The 22,052-nt window shown below is 42.9% G+C and carries 21 protein-coding genes; 14 read left to right on the forward strand and 7 right to left on the reverse strand.

The window, feature by feature from the left end; all coding sequences use genetic code 11:
* The 5 genes from B3Q46_RS04305 to B3Q46_RS04325 form a co-directional block, all read right to left on the reverse strand.
* Positions 1-502 (reverse strand): MJ0042-type zinc finger domain-containing protein (locus B3Q46_RS04305; protein WP_349677416.1); only part of this gene is annotated, 502 nt, incomplete at its 3' end.
* A gap of 17 nt (positions 503-519) precedes the next feature.
* Positions 520-1,425, reverse strand: a complete 906-nt coding sequence (prmA, locus tag B3Q46_RS04310) for a 50S ribosomal protein L11 methyltransferase (protein ID WP_104426994.1) — start codon at positions 1,423-1,425, stop codon at positions 520-522.
* A gap of 123 nt (positions 1,426-1,548) precedes the next feature.
* Positions 1,549-2,448 (reverse strand): bile acid:sodium symporter family protein, encoded by a 900-nt coding sequence (locus B3Q46_RS04315; protein WP_104426211.1) that lies wholly within the window; start codon positions 2,446-2,448, stop codon positions 1,549-1,551.
* A gap of 87 nt (positions 2,449-2,535) precedes the next feature.
* Entirely contained in the window at positions 2,536-3,423 is an 888-nt protein-coding gene (locus B3Q46_RS04320; RefSeq protein ID WP_286713663.1) for a bile acid:sodium symporter family protein, read from the reverse strand.
* 146 nt (positions 3,424-3,569) lie between these two features.
* A complete protein-coding gene (locus tag B3Q46_RS04325; RefSeq protein ID WP_104426209.1) occupies positions 3,570-3,959 on the reverse strand; it encodes a hypothetical protein in 390 nt (129 codons plus the stop codon).
* A gap of 249 nt (positions 3,960-4,208) precedes the next feature.
* Between B3Q46_RS04325 and mnmG the strand changes: the two genes are divergently transcribed.
* On the forward strand, positions 4,209-6,089 hold the full coding sequence (mnmG, locus tag B3Q46_RS04330) for a tRNA uridine-5-carboxymethylaminomethyl(34) synthesis enzyme MnmG (RefSeq protein WP_104426993.1): 1,881 nt from the start codon (positions 4,209-4,211) through the stop codon (positions 6,087-6,089).
* Positions 6,090-6,273: 184 nt separating this feature from the next.
* Positions 6,274-6,600: a hypothetical protein gene (locus tag B3Q46_RS04335; protein ID WP_104426208.1), complete on the forward strand. Its 327-nt coding sequence runs from the start codon at positions 6,274-6,276 to the stop codon at positions 6,598-6,600.
* Between the two features lie 56 nt (positions 6,601-6,656).
* On the opposite strand, the gene glnG is transcribed toward B3Q46_RS04335, so the two are convergent.
* Together glnG and glnL are read right to left on the reverse strand one after the other, a co-directional pair.
* Positions 6,657-8,138, reverse strand: a complete 1,482-nt coding sequence (glnG, locus tag B3Q46_RS04340; protein WP_104426207.1) for a nitrogen regulation protein NR(I) — start codon at positions 8,136-8,138, stop codon at positions 6,657-6,659.
* Positions 8,125-9,234 (reverse strand): nitrogen regulation protein NR(II), encoded by a 1,110-nt coding sequence (gene glnL, locus B3Q46_RS04345; protein WP_034170313.1) that lies wholly within the window; start codon positions 9,232-9,234, stop codon positions 8,125-8,127. The genes glnG and glnL overlap by 14 nt, the downstream gene beginning before the upstream one ends.
* A gap of 350 nt (positions 9,235-9,584) precedes the next feature.
* Between glnL and rimO the strand changes: the two genes are divergently transcribed.
* The 12 genes from rimO (at position 9,585) to lpxA (ending at position 21,948) form a co-directional block, all read left to right on the forward strand.
* Positions 9,585-10,928, forward strand: coding sequence for a 30S ribosomal protein S12 methylthiotransferase RimO (rimO, locus tag B3Q46_RS04350; protein ID WP_104426206.1), 1,344 nt, complete (start codon positions 9,585-9,587; stop codon positions 10,926-10,928).
* A gap of 46 nt (positions 10,929-10,974) precedes the next feature.
* Positions 10,975-11,703 carry a UMP kinase gene (pyrH, locus tag B3Q46_RS04355; RefSeq protein WP_004786170.1) on the forward strand — a complete coding sequence of 243 codons (729 nt, stop codon included), beginning with the start codon at positions 10,975-10,977 and terminating at the stop codon, positions 11,701-11,703.
* A 79-nt stretch (positions 11,704-11,782) separates the two neighbouring features.
* Positions 11,783-12,337: a ribosome recycling factor gene (gene frr, locus B3Q46_RS04360; RefSeq protein WP_005235283.1), complete on the forward strand. Its 555-nt coding sequence runs from the start codon at positions 11,783-11,785 to the stop codon at positions 12,335-12,337.
* Between the two features lie 7 nt (positions 12,338-12,344).
* Positions 12,345-13,097 carry a polyprenyl diphosphate synthase gene (gene uppS / locus B3Q46_RS04365; protein WP_005235285.1) on the forward strand — a complete coding sequence of 251 codons (753 nt, stop codon included), beginning with the start codon at positions 12,345-12,347 and terminating at the stop codon, positions 13,095-13,097.
* A gap of 5 nt (positions 13,098-13,102) precedes the next feature.
* Positions 13,103-13,927: a phosphatidate cytidylyltransferase gene (locus B3Q46_RS04370; protein ID WP_034702638.1), complete on the forward strand. Its 825-nt coding sequence runs from the start codon at positions 13,103-13,105 to the stop codon at positions 13,925-13,927.
* A complete protein-coding gene (gene ispC / locus B3Q46_RS04375) occupies positions 13,928-15,124 on the forward strand; it encodes a 1-deoxy-D-xylulose-5-phosphate reductoisomerase (RefSeq protein ID WP_104426205.1) in 1,197 nt (398 codons plus the stop codon).
* Positions 15,125-15,127: 3 nt separating this feature from the next.
* Positions 15,128-16,483, forward strand: coding sequence for an RIP metalloprotease RseP (gene rseP / locus B3Q46_RS04380; protein WP_104426204.1), 1,356 nt, complete (start codon positions 15,128-15,130; stop codon positions 16,481-16,483).
* Positions 16,484-16,566: 83 nt separating this feature from the next.
* Positions 16,567-19,026, forward strand: coding sequence for an outer membrane protein assembly factor BamA (gene bamA / locus B3Q46_RS04385; RefSeq protein WP_414631436.1), 2,460 nt, complete (start codon positions 16,567-16,569; stop codon positions 19,024-19,026).
* 80 nt (positions 19,027-19,106) lie between these two features.
* Positions 19,107-19,598, forward strand: a complete 492-nt coding sequence (locus B3Q46_RS04390) for an OmpH family outer membrane protein (RefSeq protein ID WP_213064459.1) — start codon at positions 19,107-19,109, stop codon at positions 19,596-19,598.
* A 3-nt stretch (positions 19,599-19,601) separates the two neighbouring features.
* On the forward strand, positions 19,602-20,672 hold the full coding sequence (gene lpxD / locus B3Q46_RS04395) for a UDP-3-O-(3-hydroxymyristoyl)glucosamine N-acyltransferase (RefSeq protein WP_104426201.1): 1,071 nt from the start codon (positions 19,602-19,604) through the stop codon (positions 20,670-20,672).
* A 5-nt stretch (positions 20,673-20,677) separates the two neighbouring features.
* Complete coding sequence (gene fabZ, locus B3Q46_RS04400; protein WP_171064833.1) at positions 20,678-21,163, forward strand: 3-hydroxyacyl-ACP dehydratase FabZ; 486 nt, start codon at positions 20,678-20,680, stop codon at positions 21,161-21,163.
* On the forward strand, positions 21,160-21,948 hold the full coding sequence (gene lpxA / locus B3Q46_RS04405; RefSeq protein WP_004786156.1) for an acyl-ACP--UDP-N-acetylglucosamine O-acyltransferase: 789 nt from the start codon (positions 21,160-21,162) through the stop codon (positions 21,946-21,948). Before fabZ ends, lpxA begins: the two co-directional genes overlap by 4 nt.
* Positions 21,949-22,052 lie beyond the last annotated feature (104 nt).

Genomic DNA, 22,052 nt, shown 5'->3' on the forward strand with positions numbered 1-22,052 from the left:
ATGTCGAACTCAGGTTAATATAGTGTGGATTGAACCAGAAGAATTGAAATAACAGTAAGCCAAATAAGAACAGGTTTAGGCTGGTCCAGCCTAAATAATAAAGCGGGCCTTTATTGTGCTGCTTGTCTGCCTGATCATCCCAGTTCATGCTAGGCAGTACAGCAATCGGTTCAGTACTGAAATAATTCAGGTTGTTCAGATAGGTTTTCAGATCAATATTGGAGTTTTCAACTTTTTCATCAAAGATGTTCAGTAAATAGTGCTGATCTGAAGAATTAGCTGAAGAAGTAGATTCGGTGAGGTTTCTATTAATATAAGAAACATGACTTGGCGTATGGGTAAGGGCGACCGAATTCTGTGCTTCGGTCACCAGATGCGATAAAGCATTAAAGGTCGTACTACATTTTGGGCAGCAAACCATGCCTTGGGCAATGGTTAATTGCGCAACCGTAACTTTATAGGTTGTAGAGCAGGTCGGGCAGTGGGTTCGCTTGTCACTCATAAATGTTTATAGACTCTTTAATTCTTATGGCGTTTCCCCGAGATACGGCACCAGTGTTCATCGCGTTTTTCTACTTCTAATATATCAAAATGTTTTGAGTAAATACTAGTAACATCAGTAACTTGCTCTTCGATAACACCTGCGAGTGCGAACTCTGCCTCAGGTTTGACCAATTCTGCGAACTCAGGCTCAAGCATCATAAGTGGGCCAGCCAGAATATTAGCAACAAATACATCTGCTTTCTGCTCGCCAAGCTCTGCATTGAACTCTTCCGGTAAACCAACATAAAGTCGATCCAATACGCCATTCAGTTCAGCATTCTGTTTGGTGGCTAAAACAGCTTGTGGGTCAATATCAGTTGCATAGGCATATTTGGCACCGAGTAACAGGGCCGCGACAGCCAGAATACCTGAACCACAGCCATAATCGATCACGATCTTGTCTTTTACATCGGTTTTGCCCAGCCATTGCAGGCAAAGGAAAGTAGATGCATGGTTACCTGTACCAAAAGCCAAACCTGGATCAAGCTTGATATTCACTGCATCTGCTTCAGGCGCTTGCATCCATTCTGGAACAATCCAGAATTTTTCAGAAATCTGGATTGGCTCGTAGGCATCCATCCAGGTGCGTTCCCAAGCTTGATCTTCCAGGAATTCATGCCGGATCGGTGCTTCAGGTAGTTGTGCGCGAATAAAGGTTTCCAATGCAGCTACATCGATTTCTTCTTCGTCATCTTCCTGAGCATAGATGCCAGTCACGATCACTTTATTCCAGAGTGGTGTTTCACCTGGAAGTGGTTCCAGCAAATCCTGGTTTTCAGCATCATCCAGAGTGACACTTACGGCGCCCAGTGAGCTAAGTAATGTTTCAGTAAAATCTACCTGAGCTTGATCAACTGTAATATGAATTTGTAACCACTTCACAGAAATAACCTTTATACATTTTTTCAAAAAGCTATTGTAACGGAAGTTCGGCTTGAAGGTATGATCTTCTTGAGACGGAGTTAAATAAAAAGGATGCTTTCGCATTCTTTTTATGAAAACCGGTTAAAACGCATTTTCCTGAGTGGGAGAAATGCTAGGACCTGCAGTTACTGGAGCAAAGCGATTCAGTAATAATCCAAAAATAGCCGCGAAGATATACATGAAGATGGAATAGACCGCAGCAGGCATGGTAACCACAGTGCTGGACATGACAGTAAGTGCAATGGTCATGGCGAGCGTACTGTTATGGATACCGATCTCGAAGGCACTGGCACGTGCCTGAGCATAATTGATGTTCATTAGTCGTGGAACAAAATAGCCAATCATTAAGCTGAAGAGACAGAACAGGGCGGTTGCTAAACCCACCTGAGTCAGATATTCGGCAATATTGGCGCGTTCACTATAAATTGCTCCGGCAATAATCAGCACCAGAAAGAGGACTGCAAAAATGCGAAGAGGCTTGTTTAACTTTACTGTAAGTGCAGGCGCATAATGACGAATCAACATGCCAATCGCGACTGGTATAATAATGATACCAAACACTTGCAGAATCTTTCCGAACTGCAAGCTGATCTGCTGACTGTCCTGCATAAAATGCATGATCGAGAAATTCATGATTAAAGGTAAGGTAAATGCAGCAACCACCGAATTGATCGCAGTCAAGGTAATATTAAGCGCCAAATCACCTTTAAATAGATAGCTGAACAGATTTGCGGTACTGCCACCTGGCGATGCGGCCAGCAACATCAGACCAACAGCGAGTAAAGGTGGTAAAGCCAGAACTTTACATAGAATGAAAGCAATGCTTACCAGCAGAATTAATTGACAAAACAAGGCAACCAGCACTGCTTTAGGGTGCTGGCTTACCCGGGCAAAATCTTTGAGCGTGAGTTCGAGTCCTAATCCCACCATGATGATGGCGAGTGCGAGGGGGAGGAATATTGTTATGATGCCAGAGTCCATCTGCATGCTCCTTATAGAAATTTATTTTAATAGTTTTAAATTTTCTATAAAAAGCATACAGCTTAAGCAGGCATTTGACTTAGGAAGTTACAAATCTGATAAACGACTCTTGCCACTATAGCTAAGCTTTTGCTGACTAATCATAAAACCAAAAATACCGGCAAAAACGTACATGACAATTGAATAAATACCCGCAGGGATGGCAATGGTGACATTATTGAGGACAGAAATCGCAATCGTCATTGATACAGTTGTGTTGTGAATGCCGACTTCAAAGGTACAGGCGCGTGCCATCTTGTCTGGGATATCCATTAATAAAGGTAGGCAATAACCGAGAAACAGGCTGGAAAAACATAATATGGAAGTAGCAATCCCGATACTGGCAAAATATTCGATGATGTTAAAGCGCTCTTGGAAAATGGCATAAATCAAGAGCATGCTTAAAAAAGCGATAGATAGAAACCGCATTGGCATATGTACAATATCTGAAAGGTTTGGAAATTTTGCCCGAATTAGCATGCCGATCACAACCGGAATCAGCGTAATCAGAAAAACCTGAGCCATTTTTTCAAGCGGTAAGCCGATGCCGGTATCCTGTCCTATAAAATAGTACAGGGACAGGTTCATAATAAAAGGTAAGGTGAAAATAGAAATAATCGTATTGATGGCGGTTAACGTGATATTAAGCGCCACATCACCTTTATAAAGATAGCTCAGCAGATTGGCAGTGGCACCTCCTGGAGAGGCAGCTAGCAGCATCATGCCTACAGCAAGCAATGGTGGCAGATCCAGTACCAGACAGATTAAAAAGGTTAAACCGGTTAAAATGACCAGTTGTGAGAATAAGACAATAAAAATCACCTTGGGATAACGACTAACATGCAGAAAATCCTTGACTGTTAACTGTAGTCCTAACCCCATCATCGTAATTGCCAAAGTAATCGGCAAAAACAAACTAAAAAACCCCGAATCCATGAAGTTTCCTTTTTATTATTCATTTTTTAGGTATGTTTTGAGTTTAGCGTAGATGAATAAATAAGCAATATAAAAACGGGTAAAATTTATGCATTTTACCCGTTAAGTTTCTGATTAAAAATATATTTAATCAGCTATATAGTGATTTACATCCCTGATTGAGATGGGGTTTGAGGCTGAGTTTGCATTTGTGACTGTGGACGTGGAGGGGTAAAGCCTAATGCACATTTACCATTGACCTGAGTGCCATTAATGGTTGCTGAAGTTTTGCCGCCTGAACTACAAGATGTATAAAGTTCAGGTTCATCGCCTTTGATATTGGTTGGTGATGAAGGGAAGAACTGTTGCTGGCAGGTACCATTCCAGATAATGCCGCGGTAAGCAAAACTTACAGGAGCGCCCTCTGATTTACCTTTACAAACTTGCTGGTATTTTTGGGCATTATAAACCTTCTCGACTTTATCATTTGCTGAGGCTGCAAATGGAGCGAAACATAGACCGCAGAGCGCTGTTGCTAGGAAAATATTCTTATTCATCATGTATACCTTTGTTTGTAATGTGACCACTTTATAGATTAAAAACTAATCAATATTAAACAATATGAGTCGGGTAACTTTTTGAGTTTAGATGTTTAATTTATATAGTAAGTATGCAAAGTTTAATTACATTGCTTTATTGGCTGGCAGAGTAAATTCCGAAGGATAAATTCAAGTGATTTTGTCAACTTTGGAAGGAAGTTTGCTATAATGTTCAGCTATCCTTTTTCTATCTCTCTATTTACCACTATGCACTATCCTAAAGTATACGATGTCATTGTTATCGGTGGCGGTCACGCAGGTACGGAAGCAGCACTGGCTGCAGCACGTATGGGTCGACAGACATTACTCTTAACTCATAACATTGAGACTTTAGGGCAGATGAGCTGTAACCCGGCCATTGGCGGGATCGGTAAATCACATTTAGTGCGTGAAATTGATGCCTTGGGCGGTGCAATGGCACTGGCTGCCGATAAAGGCGGTATTCAATTCCGTATTCTGAATTCACGTAAAGGCGCAGCAGTTCGTGCAACTCGTGCGCAGGCTGACCGTGTTCGTTATAAAGCGGCGATTCGTGAGACTTTAGAAAATCAAGCGAATCTGGATATCTTTCAGCAAGCAGCAGATGACCTGATTGTTGAAGGCGATACTGTTAAAGGTGTCGTGACCCAAATGGGTATTCGCTTTGATGCGAAAACTGTGGTGCTAACTGCAGGTACATTCTTGGGTGGTGTGATTCATATCGGTCTTAACAATGCTTCAGGTGGTCGTGCTGGCGATCCTCCTTCAATTTCATTGGCACATCGTTTACGTGAGTTAAACTTACCTGTAGGTCGTTTAAAAACGGGTACACCGCCACGTATTGATGCACGTTCAGTCGACTTCTCTGTCATGACACCGCAGCCGGGTGATTTCCCGTCTCCAACCATGTCATTTATGGGTGATGTGTCTATGCACCCTGAACAGGTGAATTGCTACATCACGCATACCAATGAACGTACCCATGAGATCATTCGTGGCGGTTTAGACCGTTCACCGATGTACACTGGTGTGATTGAAGGTGTAGGTCCACGTTACTGTCCATCAATTGAAGATAAAATTCATAAATTTGCTGATAAAGACTCCCATCAGGTCTTCCTTGAACCAGAAGGCCTGGATACACATGAGCTTTATCCAAATGGTATTTCGACTTCATTGCCATTTGACGTACAGTTTGAACTGGTACGCTCAATCCGTGGTATGGAAAATGCGCACATTCTTCGTCCGGGTTATGCAATTGAATACGATTATTTCAACCCTCAAGCGTTGAAGTTCACTTTGGAAACCAAAGCGATCAATAACCTGTACTTTGCTGGTCAAATCAACGGTACAACAGGTTATGAAGAAGCGGGTGCTCAAGGCTTGCTTGCAGGCTTGAACGCAGCACGTCGCGCTTGGGATCAGGAACAATGGACACCGAAACGTGATGAGGCGTACATGGGTGTACTGGTTGATGACTTGATCACACTAGGTACTAAAGAACCGTACCGTATGTTCACTTCACGTGCGGAATACCGTTTGATGCTACGTGAAGACAATGCGGATCAACGTTTAACACCGATCGGTCGTGAAATGGGTCTGGTAGATGACGAACGTTGGGCAGCTTACTGTGAAAAAATGGAAGCTGTAGAGAAAGAAACAGGTCGTCTGCAACACCTTTGGGCTGCGCCAAACAATCCAATGGGTAAAAAATTCGTTGAGATGACTGGTGCGGATCTTTCTAAAGAGTGTTCTGCGATTGATCTGCTCAAGCGTCCAAACATCACATTCTCTCAAATTGCAGAGCTCACAGGTTCTGAAGTTTCACCACAAGTCGGTGATCAAATTGAAATTGCGGTGAAATACGAAGGTTATATCAACCGTCAGCATCAAGACGTTGCGCAAATGAAACGTCTGGAAGAAACTCGTATTCCTGCTGATTTTGATTATGATGTTGTTTCTGGCCTTTCTCGTGAAATTACCTTGAAGCTGAAAGATATTCGTCCTGAAACACTGGCTCAGGCAAGCCGTATTCCAGGTGTAACACCAGCAGCAGTTCAATTGTTGATGATCACTATTCGTAAGAATGCTCAAGCGAAAAAATCTGCTTAAGATCATGAAGTAATAGAAAACCCGCTAAGTGCGGGTTTTCTATTGTGGAATAGAACTGTTGTTTTAAAATTTACCTCTCCCTGATCCTTTCCTAAAAGGAGAGGGAAAGATCTGTTTATAATAATTAGATTTCATATTCAATCGTTTGTTAAAATAATGAAAGTCCTGATTTTAGATATTAAAGATGCCATATCAACTTGTAGAACTCGACATCCAAGCCACTGACAATATCGCTTGCCCATATTGCCATCAAGAAATTATTAACTGGCAAGAAGAACAGTATGTTCAACCCTGTGAACATACCTTATTTATTGCCATGGATATCGGTTTTGAATACATCACCGATGAATTTGAGCAAACTATGCGAAAAACAGTGGATGAACTGCATGCTAATGATGATGTTGTAAACATGTTCGAGGAAATCACCACAAGTACTTATCCGAATTATCTGATTTTAAAGTCAGATTTAGGTGCAGCAGGTTATTCGCGTTATATCGGTTTAACAGTGTAGGAATCTCATTACTATACATAAGCAATAAAAAAGCACCCAAGGGTGCTTTTTTAATTTCAGGCTTGGCCTTCGACTTCTTCGACTTCATCATCGTCCGCACTGTCCATGCCGAGTTCTTTCAACTTACGGGTGAGGGTATTACGTCCCCAACCTAATAGTTCGGCTGCATGACGCTTACGACCACGGGTTTGTTGTAGTGCAGCATTGATGAGTGTGCGTTCAAACATTGGTGTAGCCACATCTAACAGCTTCATTTCGCCGTTTTTCAGTTTCTGGATTGCCCATTGACCCAGTAATTCATCCCAGTGATGCGGCGCAATTTGATTCAGGTTTGGAATTGGAGCACCCGGATCTTGCTGCTGAATTGGAATCTGTTTTAATTCAGGTGGCAGATCTTCTGGATAAACTTCACGGCCTGTGATCATCACGGTTAGCCAGCGACAGGTATTTTCAAGCTGACGCACATTACCTTGCCAAGGCAGCTTCTGCATATATTCCTGAGTTTCAGGACGTAAGATTTTAGGATTTACACCCAGTTCTTTACCTGCACGCGCCAGGAAGTGCTGTGCCAGCATTGGAATATCTTCAGAGCGATGTGCCAGTTTAGGAATATGAATACGAATCACATTTAAACGGTGGTACAAGTCTTCACGGAAGCGGCCGTCATGTACCAGCTTTTCCAAGTCCTGATGCGTTGCAGCGACAATACGTACATCAACTTTAACCGGAATGTGACCACCAACGCGATAGAATTCACCATCAGCTAGGACACGTAACAAACGCGTTTGTGTTTCAAAAGGCATGTCACCAATTTCATCCAGGAACAGCGTACCGCCGTTGGCCTGTTCAAAACGGCCTTGACGCTGTGTATTTGCACCGGTAAAAGCACCTTTTTCATGGCCAAACAATTCAGTCTCAATCAGGTCTTTTGGAATTGCAGCCATGTTCAGTGCAATAAACGGTTTATTGCTACGTGGTGAATGGCGATGCAGGGCATGCGCAACCAGTTCTTTACCTGTACCGGATTCACCATTAATCAGCACGGTAATATGTGATTGCGATAAACGGCCAATGGCACGGAATACTTCCTGCATCGCAGGCGATTCACCAATGATCTCAGTCGATTGAATGGTTGGTGCAGATTTGGCAGATTCTTGCTGCTGTAATTTGGTGATATGTAAAATCGCACGATTGACCAGTGCCAATGCTTCATCAATATCAAATGGTTTTGGCAGGTATTCAAAAGCACCTGTTTGATAACTGGATACAGCAGATTCCAGATCCGAATGCGCCGTCATAATAATAACCGGCAAATCAGGATTGGTATTTTTCACCTTGCCTAAAAAGGTCAGACCATCAATACCTGGCATACGGATATCGGTTAGGATCACATCAGGTGCATCTATGCCCAGCTGATCAAGTGCTGACTGGGCTTCTTCAAAACTGGTAACGTCGAAACCTTCTTCTTTAAATGTTTTTTCTAGTACCCAACGCATGGCACGATCGTCATCAATCACCCATATTTTATTTCGCGACATGATCTGACTCCCAAGGTAAAAATAAGCTAAATACGGTTTTTCCTGGAACTGACTGGCATTCAATCATTCCGTTATGTTGATGCATAATATTTTGAGCAATGCTGAGACCTAGTCCGGTACCTTTGGCACGGCTGGTCACAAGCGGGTAGAACACGGCTTCGATAATATCGTCTGGAACACCAGGGCCATTATCTTCAATGTCGATTCGAACCACAGATCGGTGAATCACCCCACTAATGGTATAAAGGCGTTGAATCCGGGTTCTTAAAATGAGTTCCGGTTGATGCTCGATAAAGAAATCCTTGTTTTCTGTCATCGCCTGAACGGCATTTACGCAGATATTTAGCATGACCTGAATCAGCTGATCGCGATCTGCCAGAACTTCCGGCAGGGACAGGTCATAGTCCCGGGTAATTTTAATTTTCTTTTTAGTCTGATTCACGATCAGTGAGCGGACGCGTTCTAAAGGCTCATGCACATTGACCATTTCATAGCTTGGTAACTGGCGAGAACCGAGCATGCTATCTGCTAGATTTCTCAGGCGATCCACTTCACTAATAATAATGTCAGTGAACTCTTTATATTTTGGATCTTCAAGGCTACGTGCCAGAAGCTGGGTTGCACCACGAATGCCACCAAGTGGATTTTTAATTTCATGTGCCACGCCACGAATCAACTGACGCGCGACCTGATGCTGCTGAATATAGTTTTCTTCACGAGAGATTTTCAGCATACGGTCACGCTGATTCAGCTCGATCAGCAATAAAGGATGATTTGGCTTGCCCGCATTGAGCAGGGAAACCGTATAGTCCACATGAATGTCTTTAAAGTTAACGATGATCGTCGCCTCACGGCGAGTATAAGGTTGGCCGGTATGTAGCGTGTTATATAGAGATTCTTCAGTATTGAATTCATCTGTCGGCGCTTGCAGGATATTTAATACCGGCGTACCTGATGCGCGTAACAGGCTGACATCAAACATGGCCTCGCAGGCTGTATTTAAGTAATAAATATTTAGGTGACTATCAACCAGCATAATGGCAGTGGTCAGGTTGTCCACCAAAAGGCGATAGTCGATGGAAAGAGGCTGATCCATTAGCGGTGGTTTTCCTGTATTAAAATGGCGCAATGGCATCTTCATAAAGCAAAATAACAATTTCAAAGTTCAGATTTGAGGCAAATTAAGCAAGATGCACGCCAACTTTAAAACTCTTGTTAAAATTTTGCTGAAAAATGCACGAAATCTGACGGGGATGCCCAATCAAACTCAGGTATAACGGATTAAATTGAGGCTGTAAACCTAAAATGATTCATTTTGGTGCATAAGCTTTTATATTGAATATTTTATGGCGTTATTTTAGTGCGTGATGCAAAGAGTAGCCATTTCAACTATTTTTATGATGCGAAAAGACATACAATACGCGCATTCTAGTGGAGCGCAGATTCATGAAGTCCCCCAAAGTCGGTTTTGTATCTTTAGGTTGTCCTAAGGCATTGGTAGATTCTGAACGAATTTTAACTCAGTTAAAGACTGAAGGTTATGATGTCGCATCGGATTATGACGGTGCTGATTTAGTAGTAGTAAATACCTGTGGTTTTATTGAATCTGCAGTACAAGAGTCTTTAGATGCCATCGGTGAAGCGATGAGCGCGAATGGTCGTGTCATCGTAACAGGTTGTCTAGGAAAAGACGAAGATAAAATTCGCCAAATGCACCCGAACGTCCTGAAAGTGACAGGTGCAGCGGCCTATGAAGAAGTGATGGATGCGGTACATGAATATGTCCCTGAACCGCCAAAACACAATCCATTTATTGATCTGGTGCCTGAGCAGGGTATCCGTTTAACCCCTAAACATTATGCATACCTGAAAATTTCGGAAGGCTGTAACCATCGTTGTACCTTCTGCATCATTCCAAGTATGCGTGGTGATCTGGTATCTCGTCCAGTCGGTTCTGTGCTTGAAGAAGCTGCAGCACTGAAACGTTCAGGTGTCAAAGAAGTACTCGTGATCTCCCAAGATACTTCTGCTTATGGTGTTGATACCAAATACAAACTGGACTTCTGGAACGGTCAGCCAGTTAAAACCAAATTCTATGATATGTGTGAAGCATTGGGTCAATTGGGCATCTGGGTGCGTTTGCACTATGTTTATCCATATCCACACGTAGATGCCGTGATCGATTTGATGGCTCAAGGCAAAATCCTGCCTTATCTGGATATTCCATTCCAGCATGCCAGCCCAAGAATCCTGAAGCTGATGAAACGTCCGGCGCACAGTGAAAATACACTGGAGCGTTTAAAAGTTTGGCGTGAGAAATGTCCTGACCTAGTCATCCGTTCTACATTTGTGGTGGGTTTCCCGGGCGAAACGGAAGAAGATTTCCAGATGCTTCTGGACTGGCTGAAAGAAGCACAACTGGATCGCGTGGGCTGTTTTACTTATTCACCAGTTGAAGGTGCGACAGCGAACGATCTTCCAGATCATGTGCCGGAAGAGATCAAACAGGAACGTTATGAACGTTTCATGCAGGTTCAGCAGGAAATTTCAGCAGCGAAGCTACAAAAACGTATTGGCCAGAAAATGACGGTGCTAGTCGATGACCTGGAAGAAGAATTCCCGGTTGCTGTAGCACGCTCATATGCGGATGCGCCTGAAATTGATGGTAATGTTTTTGTTGAAGATATCGACAAAAGTTTGATTAAGGCAGGAGATTTGCTTGAAGTCGAAATCACTGATGCAGATGAATATGATTTATTTGCTAAGCTGATCTCAATCAAGTCTGCTTAAGATTTTGAATTAAAAGAATTTATATTAAATAATTTGGAGTTTTATGATGTTGGATTCTAAAAAGCCACGATTTGGTCGCATCCTGCTAAAGCTATCTGGTGAAGCACTGGCAGGGAACAAAGACATGGGTATCGATGCACAAGTGCTCGATCAGATGTCACTTTCTATTGCGCATCTCGTGGGTTTGGGTGTACAAGTCGGTATCGTCGTGGGCGGTGGTAACCTGTACCGTGGTAGCCAGTTGCAAAAAGATGGTCTGGTAGGTCGTGTAACCGGTGACCAGATGGGTATGCTGGCAACTGTCATGAACGGTCTGGCATTACGTGATGCTTTGGTACGCCGTAATATCAAAACCCGTTTGATGTCTGCATTACCGATTGGTGCAGTGGTTGAATCTTATTCTAGCCGCGATGCCATCCGTCATCTGACTCAAGGTGAAGTGTGCGTATTTGTTGCGGGTACAGGTAATCCGTTCTTTACTACGGATACAGCAGCATGCTTGCGTGGTATCGAGATTGAATCTGACCTGATCCTGAAAGCTACTAAGGTTGATGGTGTTTATAACAAAGATCCAAGCAAATACGAAGATGCCGTGAAATACGATACTTTGACATTTGATCAGGTGCTGGACGAGAAGTTGGGCGTCATGGATTTAACTGCGATCTGCTTATGTCGTGACCACAATGTGCCACTTCAAGTATTTGACATGAACAAATCTGGCGCATTGCTTTCAGTGGTGATGGGTGAAAAAGAAGGAACTCACGTCACCAATTAATGACGTGAGCTACAAAGCCCTTTATACTACCTCCTAATTTAGTAAATACATCTTTTAAGAATTAAGTAAGGAAGATCATATGATTAACGATCTTAAAAAAGACGCAGAAGAGCGTATGAACAAGTCTCTTGACTCGTTAGAACATGGTTTCGCTAAAGTTCGTACCGGACGTGCGCATCCATCAATTTTGAACGGCGTCATGGTTCCTTACTACGGCTCTGATGTGCCATTGAATCAGGTTGCCAACGTAGGCGTGGAAGATTCACGTACATTGCTGGTTCAACCATTTGAACGTTCAATGGTTGCTGCGATTGATAAGGCGATCCGTGAGTCTGATCTTGGCTTGAACCCGATTACTGCTGATGCGATCCGTGTACCGATGGCCGCATTGACTGAAGAAACTCGTCGTGACATGCAGAAAGTTGCACGTAACGAAGCTGAAAATGCCAAAGTTGCGATCCGTAACATCCGTCGTGATGTTTTAGGTGACATCAAAGCATTGTTGAAAGAAAAAGAAATTTCTGAAGATGATGAACGTCGTGCATCTGACGAAATTCAGAAAATCACAGACAAATTTGTTGCTGAAGTAGACAAACGCTTGGCTGCGAAAGAAGCTGAATTGATGAAGGTCTAATTCATCAATGACCGCTTCTGAAGAAAATTCCCGTCTTCCAAAACATGTTGCCATCATCATGGATGGTAACAATCGTTTTGCCAAAAAAAATCAGATGCAGAAAGGCGATGGACACCGTGAAGGAAAAACGGTTCTAGACCCGATTGTTGAACATTGTAGAAAAAGAAATATCCAGGCTTTAACGGTCTTTGCATTCTCTAGCGAAAACTGGAACCGTCCCCAATATGAGGTCGACTTGCTCATGAAGTTGTTGGAAGACACGATTCATGAACAGTTGCCACGTATGCAAAAATTTAATATTGCTTTACGTTTTATTGGTGATCGGTCGCGTTTATCTCCTGAATTGCAAGCATTGATGTTGCAAGCAGAACAAAGGACTGCTAATTTCGATAGTATGACGCTTACCATTGCAATCAGCTATGGTGGAATGTGGGACATGGCACAAGCTGCGAAGCAGATTGCTGCGGATGTTTTAATAAATAAATTAGATCTTGAAGCAATTGATACTGATGTGTTCGGTCAATATGTCAGTTTGAGTGACTTGCCGCCTGTTGATCTGCTGATTCGTACCGGTGGAGATTTCCGCCTGTCCAATTTCCTGCTCTGGCAGGCAGCATATGCAGAGCTGTATTTTACTGAGACCTTATGGCCAGAATTTACCGTAGAGGAATTCGATGACGCACTTGCTGTATTTGGCGGGCGCGAACGTCGTTTCGGTAAAACATCAGAGCAGATTCTTCAAGAAAGACTTGAGAATTAATACACATGTTTGAGCGGATTATAACCGCATTGGTGCTGGTTGCAGTCGTACTGAGCTGTATGTTTGCGACCAAATCACAATATCCAATGTTCGCATTGATGGTTGTGGCTGCCGGGGTGGCAGGCTATGAGTGGTTTAAACTCATGCCGCGAAAATGTAAAAATGTTATCAAGCCAGTGGCGTGGGGCTATGGTCTACTGACTGCAGCCTTATCTGCACTGGCTTTATACTATTGGGATGTGGCCTTATTATTGTGGTCAGCATCTATCCTGACCTGGTTGCTGAGTATTTACTGGGTTAAAACCTATCCTGATTATGATGGCTGGTACAATGTCAGCTTGCATGGCATCGGGATTGTGCTGGTTTCTGCTGCTGTTACAGCAATCTTCTCGGTTTGGCTAAACTCTCCATGGTGGTTAATGTACCTGTTCCTGCTGGTTTGGGGTGCAGACAGTGGCGCTTACTTTGTTGGACGCAAATTCGGCAAGAAAAAACTCGCACCAAATGTCAGCCCAAACAAGTCGGTAGAAGGTCTATACGGCGGTATTCTTACCTCCATGCTCATCGTGGTTGTCGTCGCTTCACTTTATCTGGATATGACCTGGCCAGAGCTATGTCTGTTCCTTATCCTTTCTGTTATTACCGTGTTTAGTTCAGTGCTAGGTGACTTGTTTGAATCCATGATTAAGCGTCGTGCTGGAATCAAGGATTCGGGCCGTATTTTGCCGGGTCATGGTGGTGTACTAGATCGTATTGATTCTTTGCTTGCTGCAGCTCCTATCTTTGCAACAGGCATATATGTTTTAAAACTTATTGGCGTAGATTTATAAATGTCACAAGCTGTTTGTATACTGGGTGCTACAGGTTCAATTGGTCAAAGTACTTTAAAAATTTTGCAGCAACATCCTGAAGCTTACTCGGTTTTCGCTGTGACAGCGCAAAGTCGTATTACTGAGCTGGCAGAAATCTGTCAGCAGTACCGTCCTAAAGTGGCTGTAGTGCCTGCAAATAAGGTCGATGAGCTTTCTCAGTTGCTACAAGTGCAGGGCTTATCAGATATCGAAATTCTTCAGGATGAAGCGGGCTTAATTTCAGTCGCAGAGCATGCTGATGTTGATATTGTGATGGCAGCAATAGTCGGGGCGGCAGGCCTGCTTCCTACATTGGCTGCAGTCAAAGCGGGTAAGCGTGTCCTGTTGGCCAATAAAGAAGCCTTGGTCATGTCCGGCGACATCATGATGCAAGCCGCGCGAGATTATGGTGCATTATTATTGCCTGTCGACTCTGAACATAATGCAATTTTCCAGTGCCTGCCTCAAAACTACTTTGATGCCGAACGTAATGGTCAACCTAAGCTCGGTGTTCATCAGATTTTACTGACTGCTTCTGGCGGTCCATTCCTGAACCATTCGCTTGAACAATTGCATGATGTGACACCTGCTCAAGCCTGCAAACATCCTAACTGGTCAATGGGGCAAAAGATTTCCGTAGATTCCGCTACTTTAATGAATAAGGGACTGGAACTTATCGAAGCGTGTCATTTGTTTGCAGTTCAAGAACAATTTGTTACAGTTGTTGTGCATCCACAGAGTATTATTCATTCCATGGTGCAATATGTGGATGGGTCGACATTGGCACAAATGGGCAACCCGGATATGGGCACACCAATTGCACATGCTTTGGCATGGCCGCAACGGATCAGTACCCATATCCCGGCTCTGGATATGTTTAAGCATTCACAGCTGAATTTCCAGGAACCGGATGTGGTTCGTTTTCCAGCACTGAAATTGGCGCGTCAAGCCATGAAGAGTGGTGGAATTGCGCCTACAATTTTGAATGCGGCCAATGAAATTGCAGTTGCTGCATTTTTAAATCAGCAAATCAGATTTACCCAAATTCCTCAGGTGGTTGAAACTGTCCTGAACCAGATGGACAATCAACCAGCACACGATCTGGATACTATCCTGCATGCAGATCACACAGCACGAGGTTTATCACAGCAATATGTTGTGAATAAAGGAAGTTAAGACATGAACGCCTTGTTTATTATTGCAGCCGCAATCCTATTACTCGGTCCCTTAATTGCGATTCACGAGTTTGGTCACTACATTGTGGCACGTAAACTGGGCGTTAAAGTGCTGGTCTATTCCATTGGTTTTGGGCCAACCCTTCTAAAATGGACTTCCAAAAAATCCGGTATCCAATATCAGCTTTCAGCTTTGCCTTTGGGTGGTTATGTCAAAATGCTGGACGAGCGTGAAGGCAGTGTGGCAGAAGAAGACTTGCCTAAAGCCTTTAACCGTCAGCATCCCTGGAAACGTATTGCCATCGTTGCTGCGGGTCCTCTCATTAACCTGCTTTTAGCCGTTGTTCTGTTCTGGGTACTTTTTTTACCTGCACAAGAACAGCTGAATACTCGTGTAGGCAAGGTCTTACCAAACACACCGGCAGCCGCTGTACAGATGCAGCCGGGTGACAAGATTGTCGCTGTAGATGGTGCGCAAGTCGAAACTTGGGAAAAACTGAGTTATGCCTTGGTGGATCGTGTGGGTGAAACTGGTGTGGTCTCGATTCAGGCAGACCGTGCGGGTGAAAACAAGATATTCCAGTTACCAATTCAAGACTTTCTTAAAGATCAAAGTCAGTCACCCCTTGATACACTAGGTTTCTTGCCATATCGTCCGGAAATTCCGGCTGTGGTGAGCAAACTGAGTGAAGATGGTGCAGCCATTCGTCAGGGTCTTAAAGAAGGTGACAAGATTCTGGCCATTGATGGTGTACAGATGAAAGACTGGTTCGATGTGGTACAGGTTGTACAGGCATCACCAGAAAAATTACTTAAGATAGATGTATTACGTGGTAATCAGGTCGTGCATCTTCAAGTCATGCCGCAAGGAAAACGTGACAATATGGGGAATGTAACCGGTATGCTCGGAGTTCAAAGTGATCCGGGTAAGGTGACAATTCCTGCTGAATATAAACAGACAATTCACTATACGCCTGTTGAGGCGATGGTGATGGCCTTTGACAAGACAGCACATCTGTCTTCAATGATCTTGAACTCGATCGTCAAAATGGTACGTGGTCTGATTGGTCTGGATAATCTTTCTGGCCCGATTACCATTGCCAAAGTGGCGGGACAAAGCGCGGAAATGGGTTGGGAAACTTTTATTTCCTTTATGGCGCTAATGAGTGTAAGTTTAGGGATATTAAATTTATTGCCAATCCCAATGCTTGATGGCGGACACCTGGTTTATTATTTTATCGAATTAATTCGTGGTAAACCTGTTTCTGAACAAATACAATTGGTTGGATTAAAAATTGGTATGGTACTGCTCGGCAGTATGATGCTTTTGGCATTATTTAATGACTTTATGCGTTTATAATAACGTAAATGGAATAATTAACAGCGGAAAAGACTGGCATGCAGCACACACATTTATTTATGCCTTTGGCACTCGTTAGTGCAATGGCAGTAGCACAACAAGTATATGCGGCAGAAGACTTCATTGTACAAGATATAAAATTTGATGGATTGGTACGTTTAACTCCAGAAAATGTGTACGGCTTGGTGCCAATCAACAGTGGTGACCGGGTGAATGATCCGATCATTGCCAATGCGATTCGTAGCTTGTATGCATCTGGACTATTTGATGACATTAAAGCCGTTCAGCAGGGCAATACCTTGGTATTCCAGGTTGTAGAACGTCCGGTAATTTCAAAAATCGAGCTGAAAGGCAATAAGCTGATTCCAAAGGAAGCGCTGGAAGAAGGCCTGAAAAAAATGGGTCTGGCTGAAGGTGAGGTACTGAAGAAATCTGCACTGCAAACAGTCGAAACCGAGCTGGAACAGCAATATATGCAGCAAGGTCGTTATGATGCCGATATTACGGTAACAACGACACCGCGACCAAATAACCGCGTTGAAGTGTTGATTGATTTTGTTGAAGGTAAAGCCGCTAAAGTTTTTGATATCAATATTATCGGCAATACTGTCTTTAAAGAATCAGATATCAAGCAGGCTTTCGCTGTTAAAGAAAGTGGCTGGAGCTCGGTCATTTCACGTAATGACCGTTATGCACGTGAAAAAATGGCTGCGAGCCTGGAAGCTTTGCGTGCGATGTATCTGAACCGTGGTTACATCAACTTCAATATTACCAATTCAAGTCTGAACCTGAGCGAAGATAAAAAGAATGTCTTTATTGAAGTTTCAGTCAATGAAGGCGAACAGTTTAAGTTTGGACAAACCAAATTCCTAGGCGATGCGCTTTATAAACCTGAAGAGCTGCAAGCTTTGCAGTTGTATAAAGAAGGCGATACATACTCTCAGGAACGAGTGAATGCGGTCAAGCAGCTATTGCTACGTAAATATGGTAATGCTGGTTATTACTATGCTGAAGTAAATGTTGTACCTCAGATTAATAATGAAACTAAACAGGTTGACCTGAACTATTATATTAACCCAGGTCAGCAAGTGACTGTACGTCGGATCAACTTCACCGGTAACTCTAAAACTGCCGATGAAGTATTACGTCGTGAAATGCGCCAGATGGAAAGTGCGCTGGCAAGCAATGAGAAGATTGACCTGTCTAAAGTACGTTTAGAACGTACTGGTTTCTTTAAAACAGTTGATATTAAGCCTGTTCGTATTCCTGGATCACCAGATCAAATTGATTTGAATGTGGCAGTTGAAGAACAGCATTCAGGTACAAGTACTCTAGCTGTTGGTTTCTCTCAAAGTGGTGGTGTAACGTTCCAGGCTGGATTAAGTCAGACTAACTTCCTGGGTACAGGGAACAGCGTTTCGATTGACCTGTCACGTTCTGAAACTCAAGATTATTATAACTTGAGTGTAATGGACCCGTACTTCACGATTGATGGTGTACGGCGCGGTTATAATCTTTACTACCGTAAAACAAAGTTGGATGATGACTATAACGTAAACAACTATGTTACAGACAGCTTGGGTGGTGGTATTAACTTTGGTTATCCAATTGATGAGAACCAGAGTGTAAGCCTGGGTCTGAATATAGACCAGACTGAAGTGACCACAGGGCCATATGTATCTACATATGTGGCTGACTATTTGGAACGTAATGGTGGTAAAGAAACCAAGCGTGGTGACTTCTGTCCAGGTCAGGTTGAATCTGCAACAGGCAACTGTGTAGATGCAGATGGTGATCCACTTGATACTATTTCATATGGTCAAGAGTTTAAGGGTGATTTCTTGACCTATAACCTGAATCTGGGTTGGTCTTATAACACCTTGAACCGTCCAATGTTCCCGACTACAGGTATGTCACATCGTGTCAATGCAGAAATTGCCTTGCCGGGTAGTGATGTGGAATATCAAAAGCTCACCTATGACGCTCAAGCTTTCTTCCCATTAGGCAAAGACTTTGTTCTGCGTGGTTATGGTCGTTTAGGTTATGGTAATGACCTGCCTTTCTATAAGAACTTCTATGCCGGTGGTTATGGTTCGGTACGTGGTTATGAAAACAGTACCTTAGGTCCTAAATATCCAGGCGTATATTTCTCTGACATCGGCCGAACTGATCCATCCCCAGAAGAAGTGGGCGGTAATGCTTTAGTTCAGTTTGGTACTGAGTTAGTTCTGCCTGTTCCATTTAAGGGAGATTGGGCGCGTCAGGTTCGTCCGGTACTCTTTGCTGAAGGTGCTCAAGTATTTGATACTCAGTGTGATGTATCTAATGATAATATTTTCGTGAATGGCAGCTCGATTAGTGGTAAACAGTACTGTAAAGATAACTTTGGTTTCGATGCAGGCAATATGCGTTATAGCGTAGGTGCTGGTTTCACCTGGATTACCATGATTGGTCCATTATCACTGAGCTATGCATACCCGTTGAATGATAAAGACGGTGATGAAACTCAAAATGTTCAGTTTGAAATTGGACGTACTTTCTAAGAAAACTTTGATCTTAAATATAAATTTTGCTCATGAAGCCATCAGGTTTTGTGAGCAAAATTTTTTGAATGGGTAAAAACATGAAAAAAATGATGATGGCAATGGGTATTGCTTTAGCGGGATTAACTTCATTGTCACATGCGGATGATTACGGAATTGTTGATCTGGAAAAAGTAGTACAAAACAGTACCTATTTAAAGCAGCAAAATGCCACTCTGGAAAATGAAATCAAGCCGCAAACCGCACAGATTGCACAGTTTCAAAAAGACCTTGCTGCAATCAAGCAAAAAGGCCAGGCTGCAAAAACACCAGCAGAACGTGAAAAAATAGCCAAAGAATTTGAAGGTAAAGCGACTCAACTGGCAGGTGTGCAGCAACAAGTACAGGCAACTGTGCAAACGCGCATGCAAAGTGTAAATAAGGCTTTTGAAGGAAATCTGAAGCGTGCTGCTGAACAATTGCGCCAAGAAAACAAGCTAGATGTGGTTTTAAATAAAAATTCCGTACTTGCTTATGACGCGAAGTATGATTTAACTGATAAAATGATTCAAAAGGTTAATGCAATTAAATAATCGATGAATCATCAAAAACTTCAGTTAGCTGACCTCGCTCGTCTTGTCCAAGGTGAGTATGTAGGTCAGGCAGATTTATGTTTGAGAGGTTTGGCAAGTCTTGAAAATGCAACCTCTCATGACCTTGCATTTGTCAATGCAGATAAATATCTGGAACAGGCAGCTCAGAGTAAGGCAGGCGCTCTAATTGTGACTGCTGAATTAAAAGAGCAGTTAGCTTCCCAGCAAAACTTCATTGTCGTGGCCAACCCTTATCTGGCTTTTGCAATTCTGACTCACGTTTTTGAGAAAAAACATATGACTCAGGGAATTGAAAGTACCGCACAAATTCATCCATCTGCCATCATTGCTGACAGTGCCTATATTGGTCACTATGCGATCATTGGTGAGAATTGTGTGGTGGGTGAAAATACGATTATCCAGTCCCACGTTCAGGTCGACGACCAGGTTGAAATTGGCCGGGACTGTTTTATTGATGCACATGTGACTTTAACAGGTGCTGCAAAAATCGGTAATCGTGTTCGGATCCATGCCAATACCGTAATTGGTAGTGAAGGTTTTGGTTTTGCACCTTATCAAGGGAAATGGCATCGAATTGCCCAGTTGGGTTCAGTCCGTATTGCAGATGATGTCCGGATTGGCTCAAACTGTAGTATTGACCGGGGTGCACTGGATGACACAATTCTGGAACAAGGTGTCATTATTGATAATCTTGTGCAAATCGCCCATAACGTCAAGATTGGTGAAAATACTGCGATTGCAGCCAAATGCGGGATTGCCGGCAGTACCACGATTGGCAAAAACTGTATTCTTGCGGGGGCCTGTGGGGTAGCAGGACACCTACATATCACCAATAATGTGACCTTGACAGGAATGTCAATGGTGACAAATAACATTACTGAAGAAGGCACTTATTCTTCAGGCATGGGATTGTTGCCAAATCAGCAATGGAAACGCACAGTGGTTCGCTTAAGACAATTAGCAGATGTGCCATTGACCCAGTTGGTGAAACGATTGGATCATATGCAATCTCAAATTGAGTCCATTGAATCAACATTTAAGTTGCGTAAATAATTATGATGACAGAGTCGAATTTGCCTACATTCACGAAGCCTGAATTGCCAATGAATATTCAAAAGATTCGTGAATATTTACCCCATCGCTATCCATTTCTGCTGGTAGATCGCGTTGTTGATATTACCGAAAATGGCATTGTTGGTTATAAAAACGTCTCAATTAATGAAGAGTTTCTGCAAGGCCATTTTCCGAACTATCCAATCATGCCAGGCGTATTGATTGTAGAGGCATTAGCACAGATCTCAGGTATTCTTGGTTTTGTCATGAATAATGAAACTCCAAAAGAAGGTTCATTATTCCTTTTTGCTGGCGCTGAAAAGGTTCGATTTAAAAAACAAGTGGTTGCTGGTGACCAATTAGTACTTAAATCTGAATTAGTGATGCAAAAACGCGGCATTTATAAATATAATTGCATTGCCACAGTAGATGGCATTGTCGCAACAACCGCGGAAATTATGGTTTCCCATCTGAAAGTCGAGCAGGCATGAGCAATAATCCCCTAATTCATCCAACTGCCATCATTGACGCATCTGCAGTAATTGCTGCAGATGTACAGATTGGCCCTTACTGTATTATTGGGCCAAATGTCACGATTGGTGCTGGTACCAAACTGCATTCACATGTCGTGGTAGGTGGTTTCACACGTATTGGTGAACATAATGAAATTTTTCAGTTTGCCAGTGTCGGTGAAGTCTGCCAGGATCTGAAATATGCAGGTGAGGAAACCTGGCTGGAAATTGGTGATTATAACAAGATCCGTGAACACTGCAGTCTGCACCGTGGTACGGTGCAAGACAAAGGTATTACCAAGATTGGCAGTCATAACCTGTTAATGGTAAATACCCATATTGCACATGACTGTATGGTTGGTGATCATAATATTTTCGCAAATAATGTCGGTGTAGCGGGTCACGTACACGTAGGCGATTATGTCGTGATTGGTGGTAACTCAGGTATTCACCAGTTCTGTAAAATTGACTCTTACAGCATGATTGGTGGTGCTTCACTGATTCTGAAAGATGTTCCTGCCTATGTGATGGTATCGGGTAACCCGGCCCATGCATTTGCCATGAATGTTGAAGGCATGCGTCGTAAAGGCTGGTCGAAAGACGTGATTAATGGTTTACGTGAATCCTTTAAGCTGATTTACAAATCTGGCTTAACGACTCAGGAAGCCATCGAGAAAATCCGTAACGAGATTCTTCCAGAAGTTTCTGAAGCACAACGTCTGATTGATTCACTCGAACAATCAAAGCGTGGCATTGTGCGCTAAGCTAAAGAAATGAAAGTAGAATTAAAAAAAGACACCTTCGTGGTCATTGCTGTCCCACAATTTTTCACAAGAGGAAGCTCAAATGAGCTTCCTCTTGTTTTATG

Source organism: Acinetobacter sp. UBA2581 (assembly GCF_002339435.1).
Classification (GTDB): domain Bacteria; phylum Pseudomonadota; class Gammaproteobacteria; order Pseudomonadales; family Moraxellaceae; genus Acinetobacter; species Acinetobacter variabilis.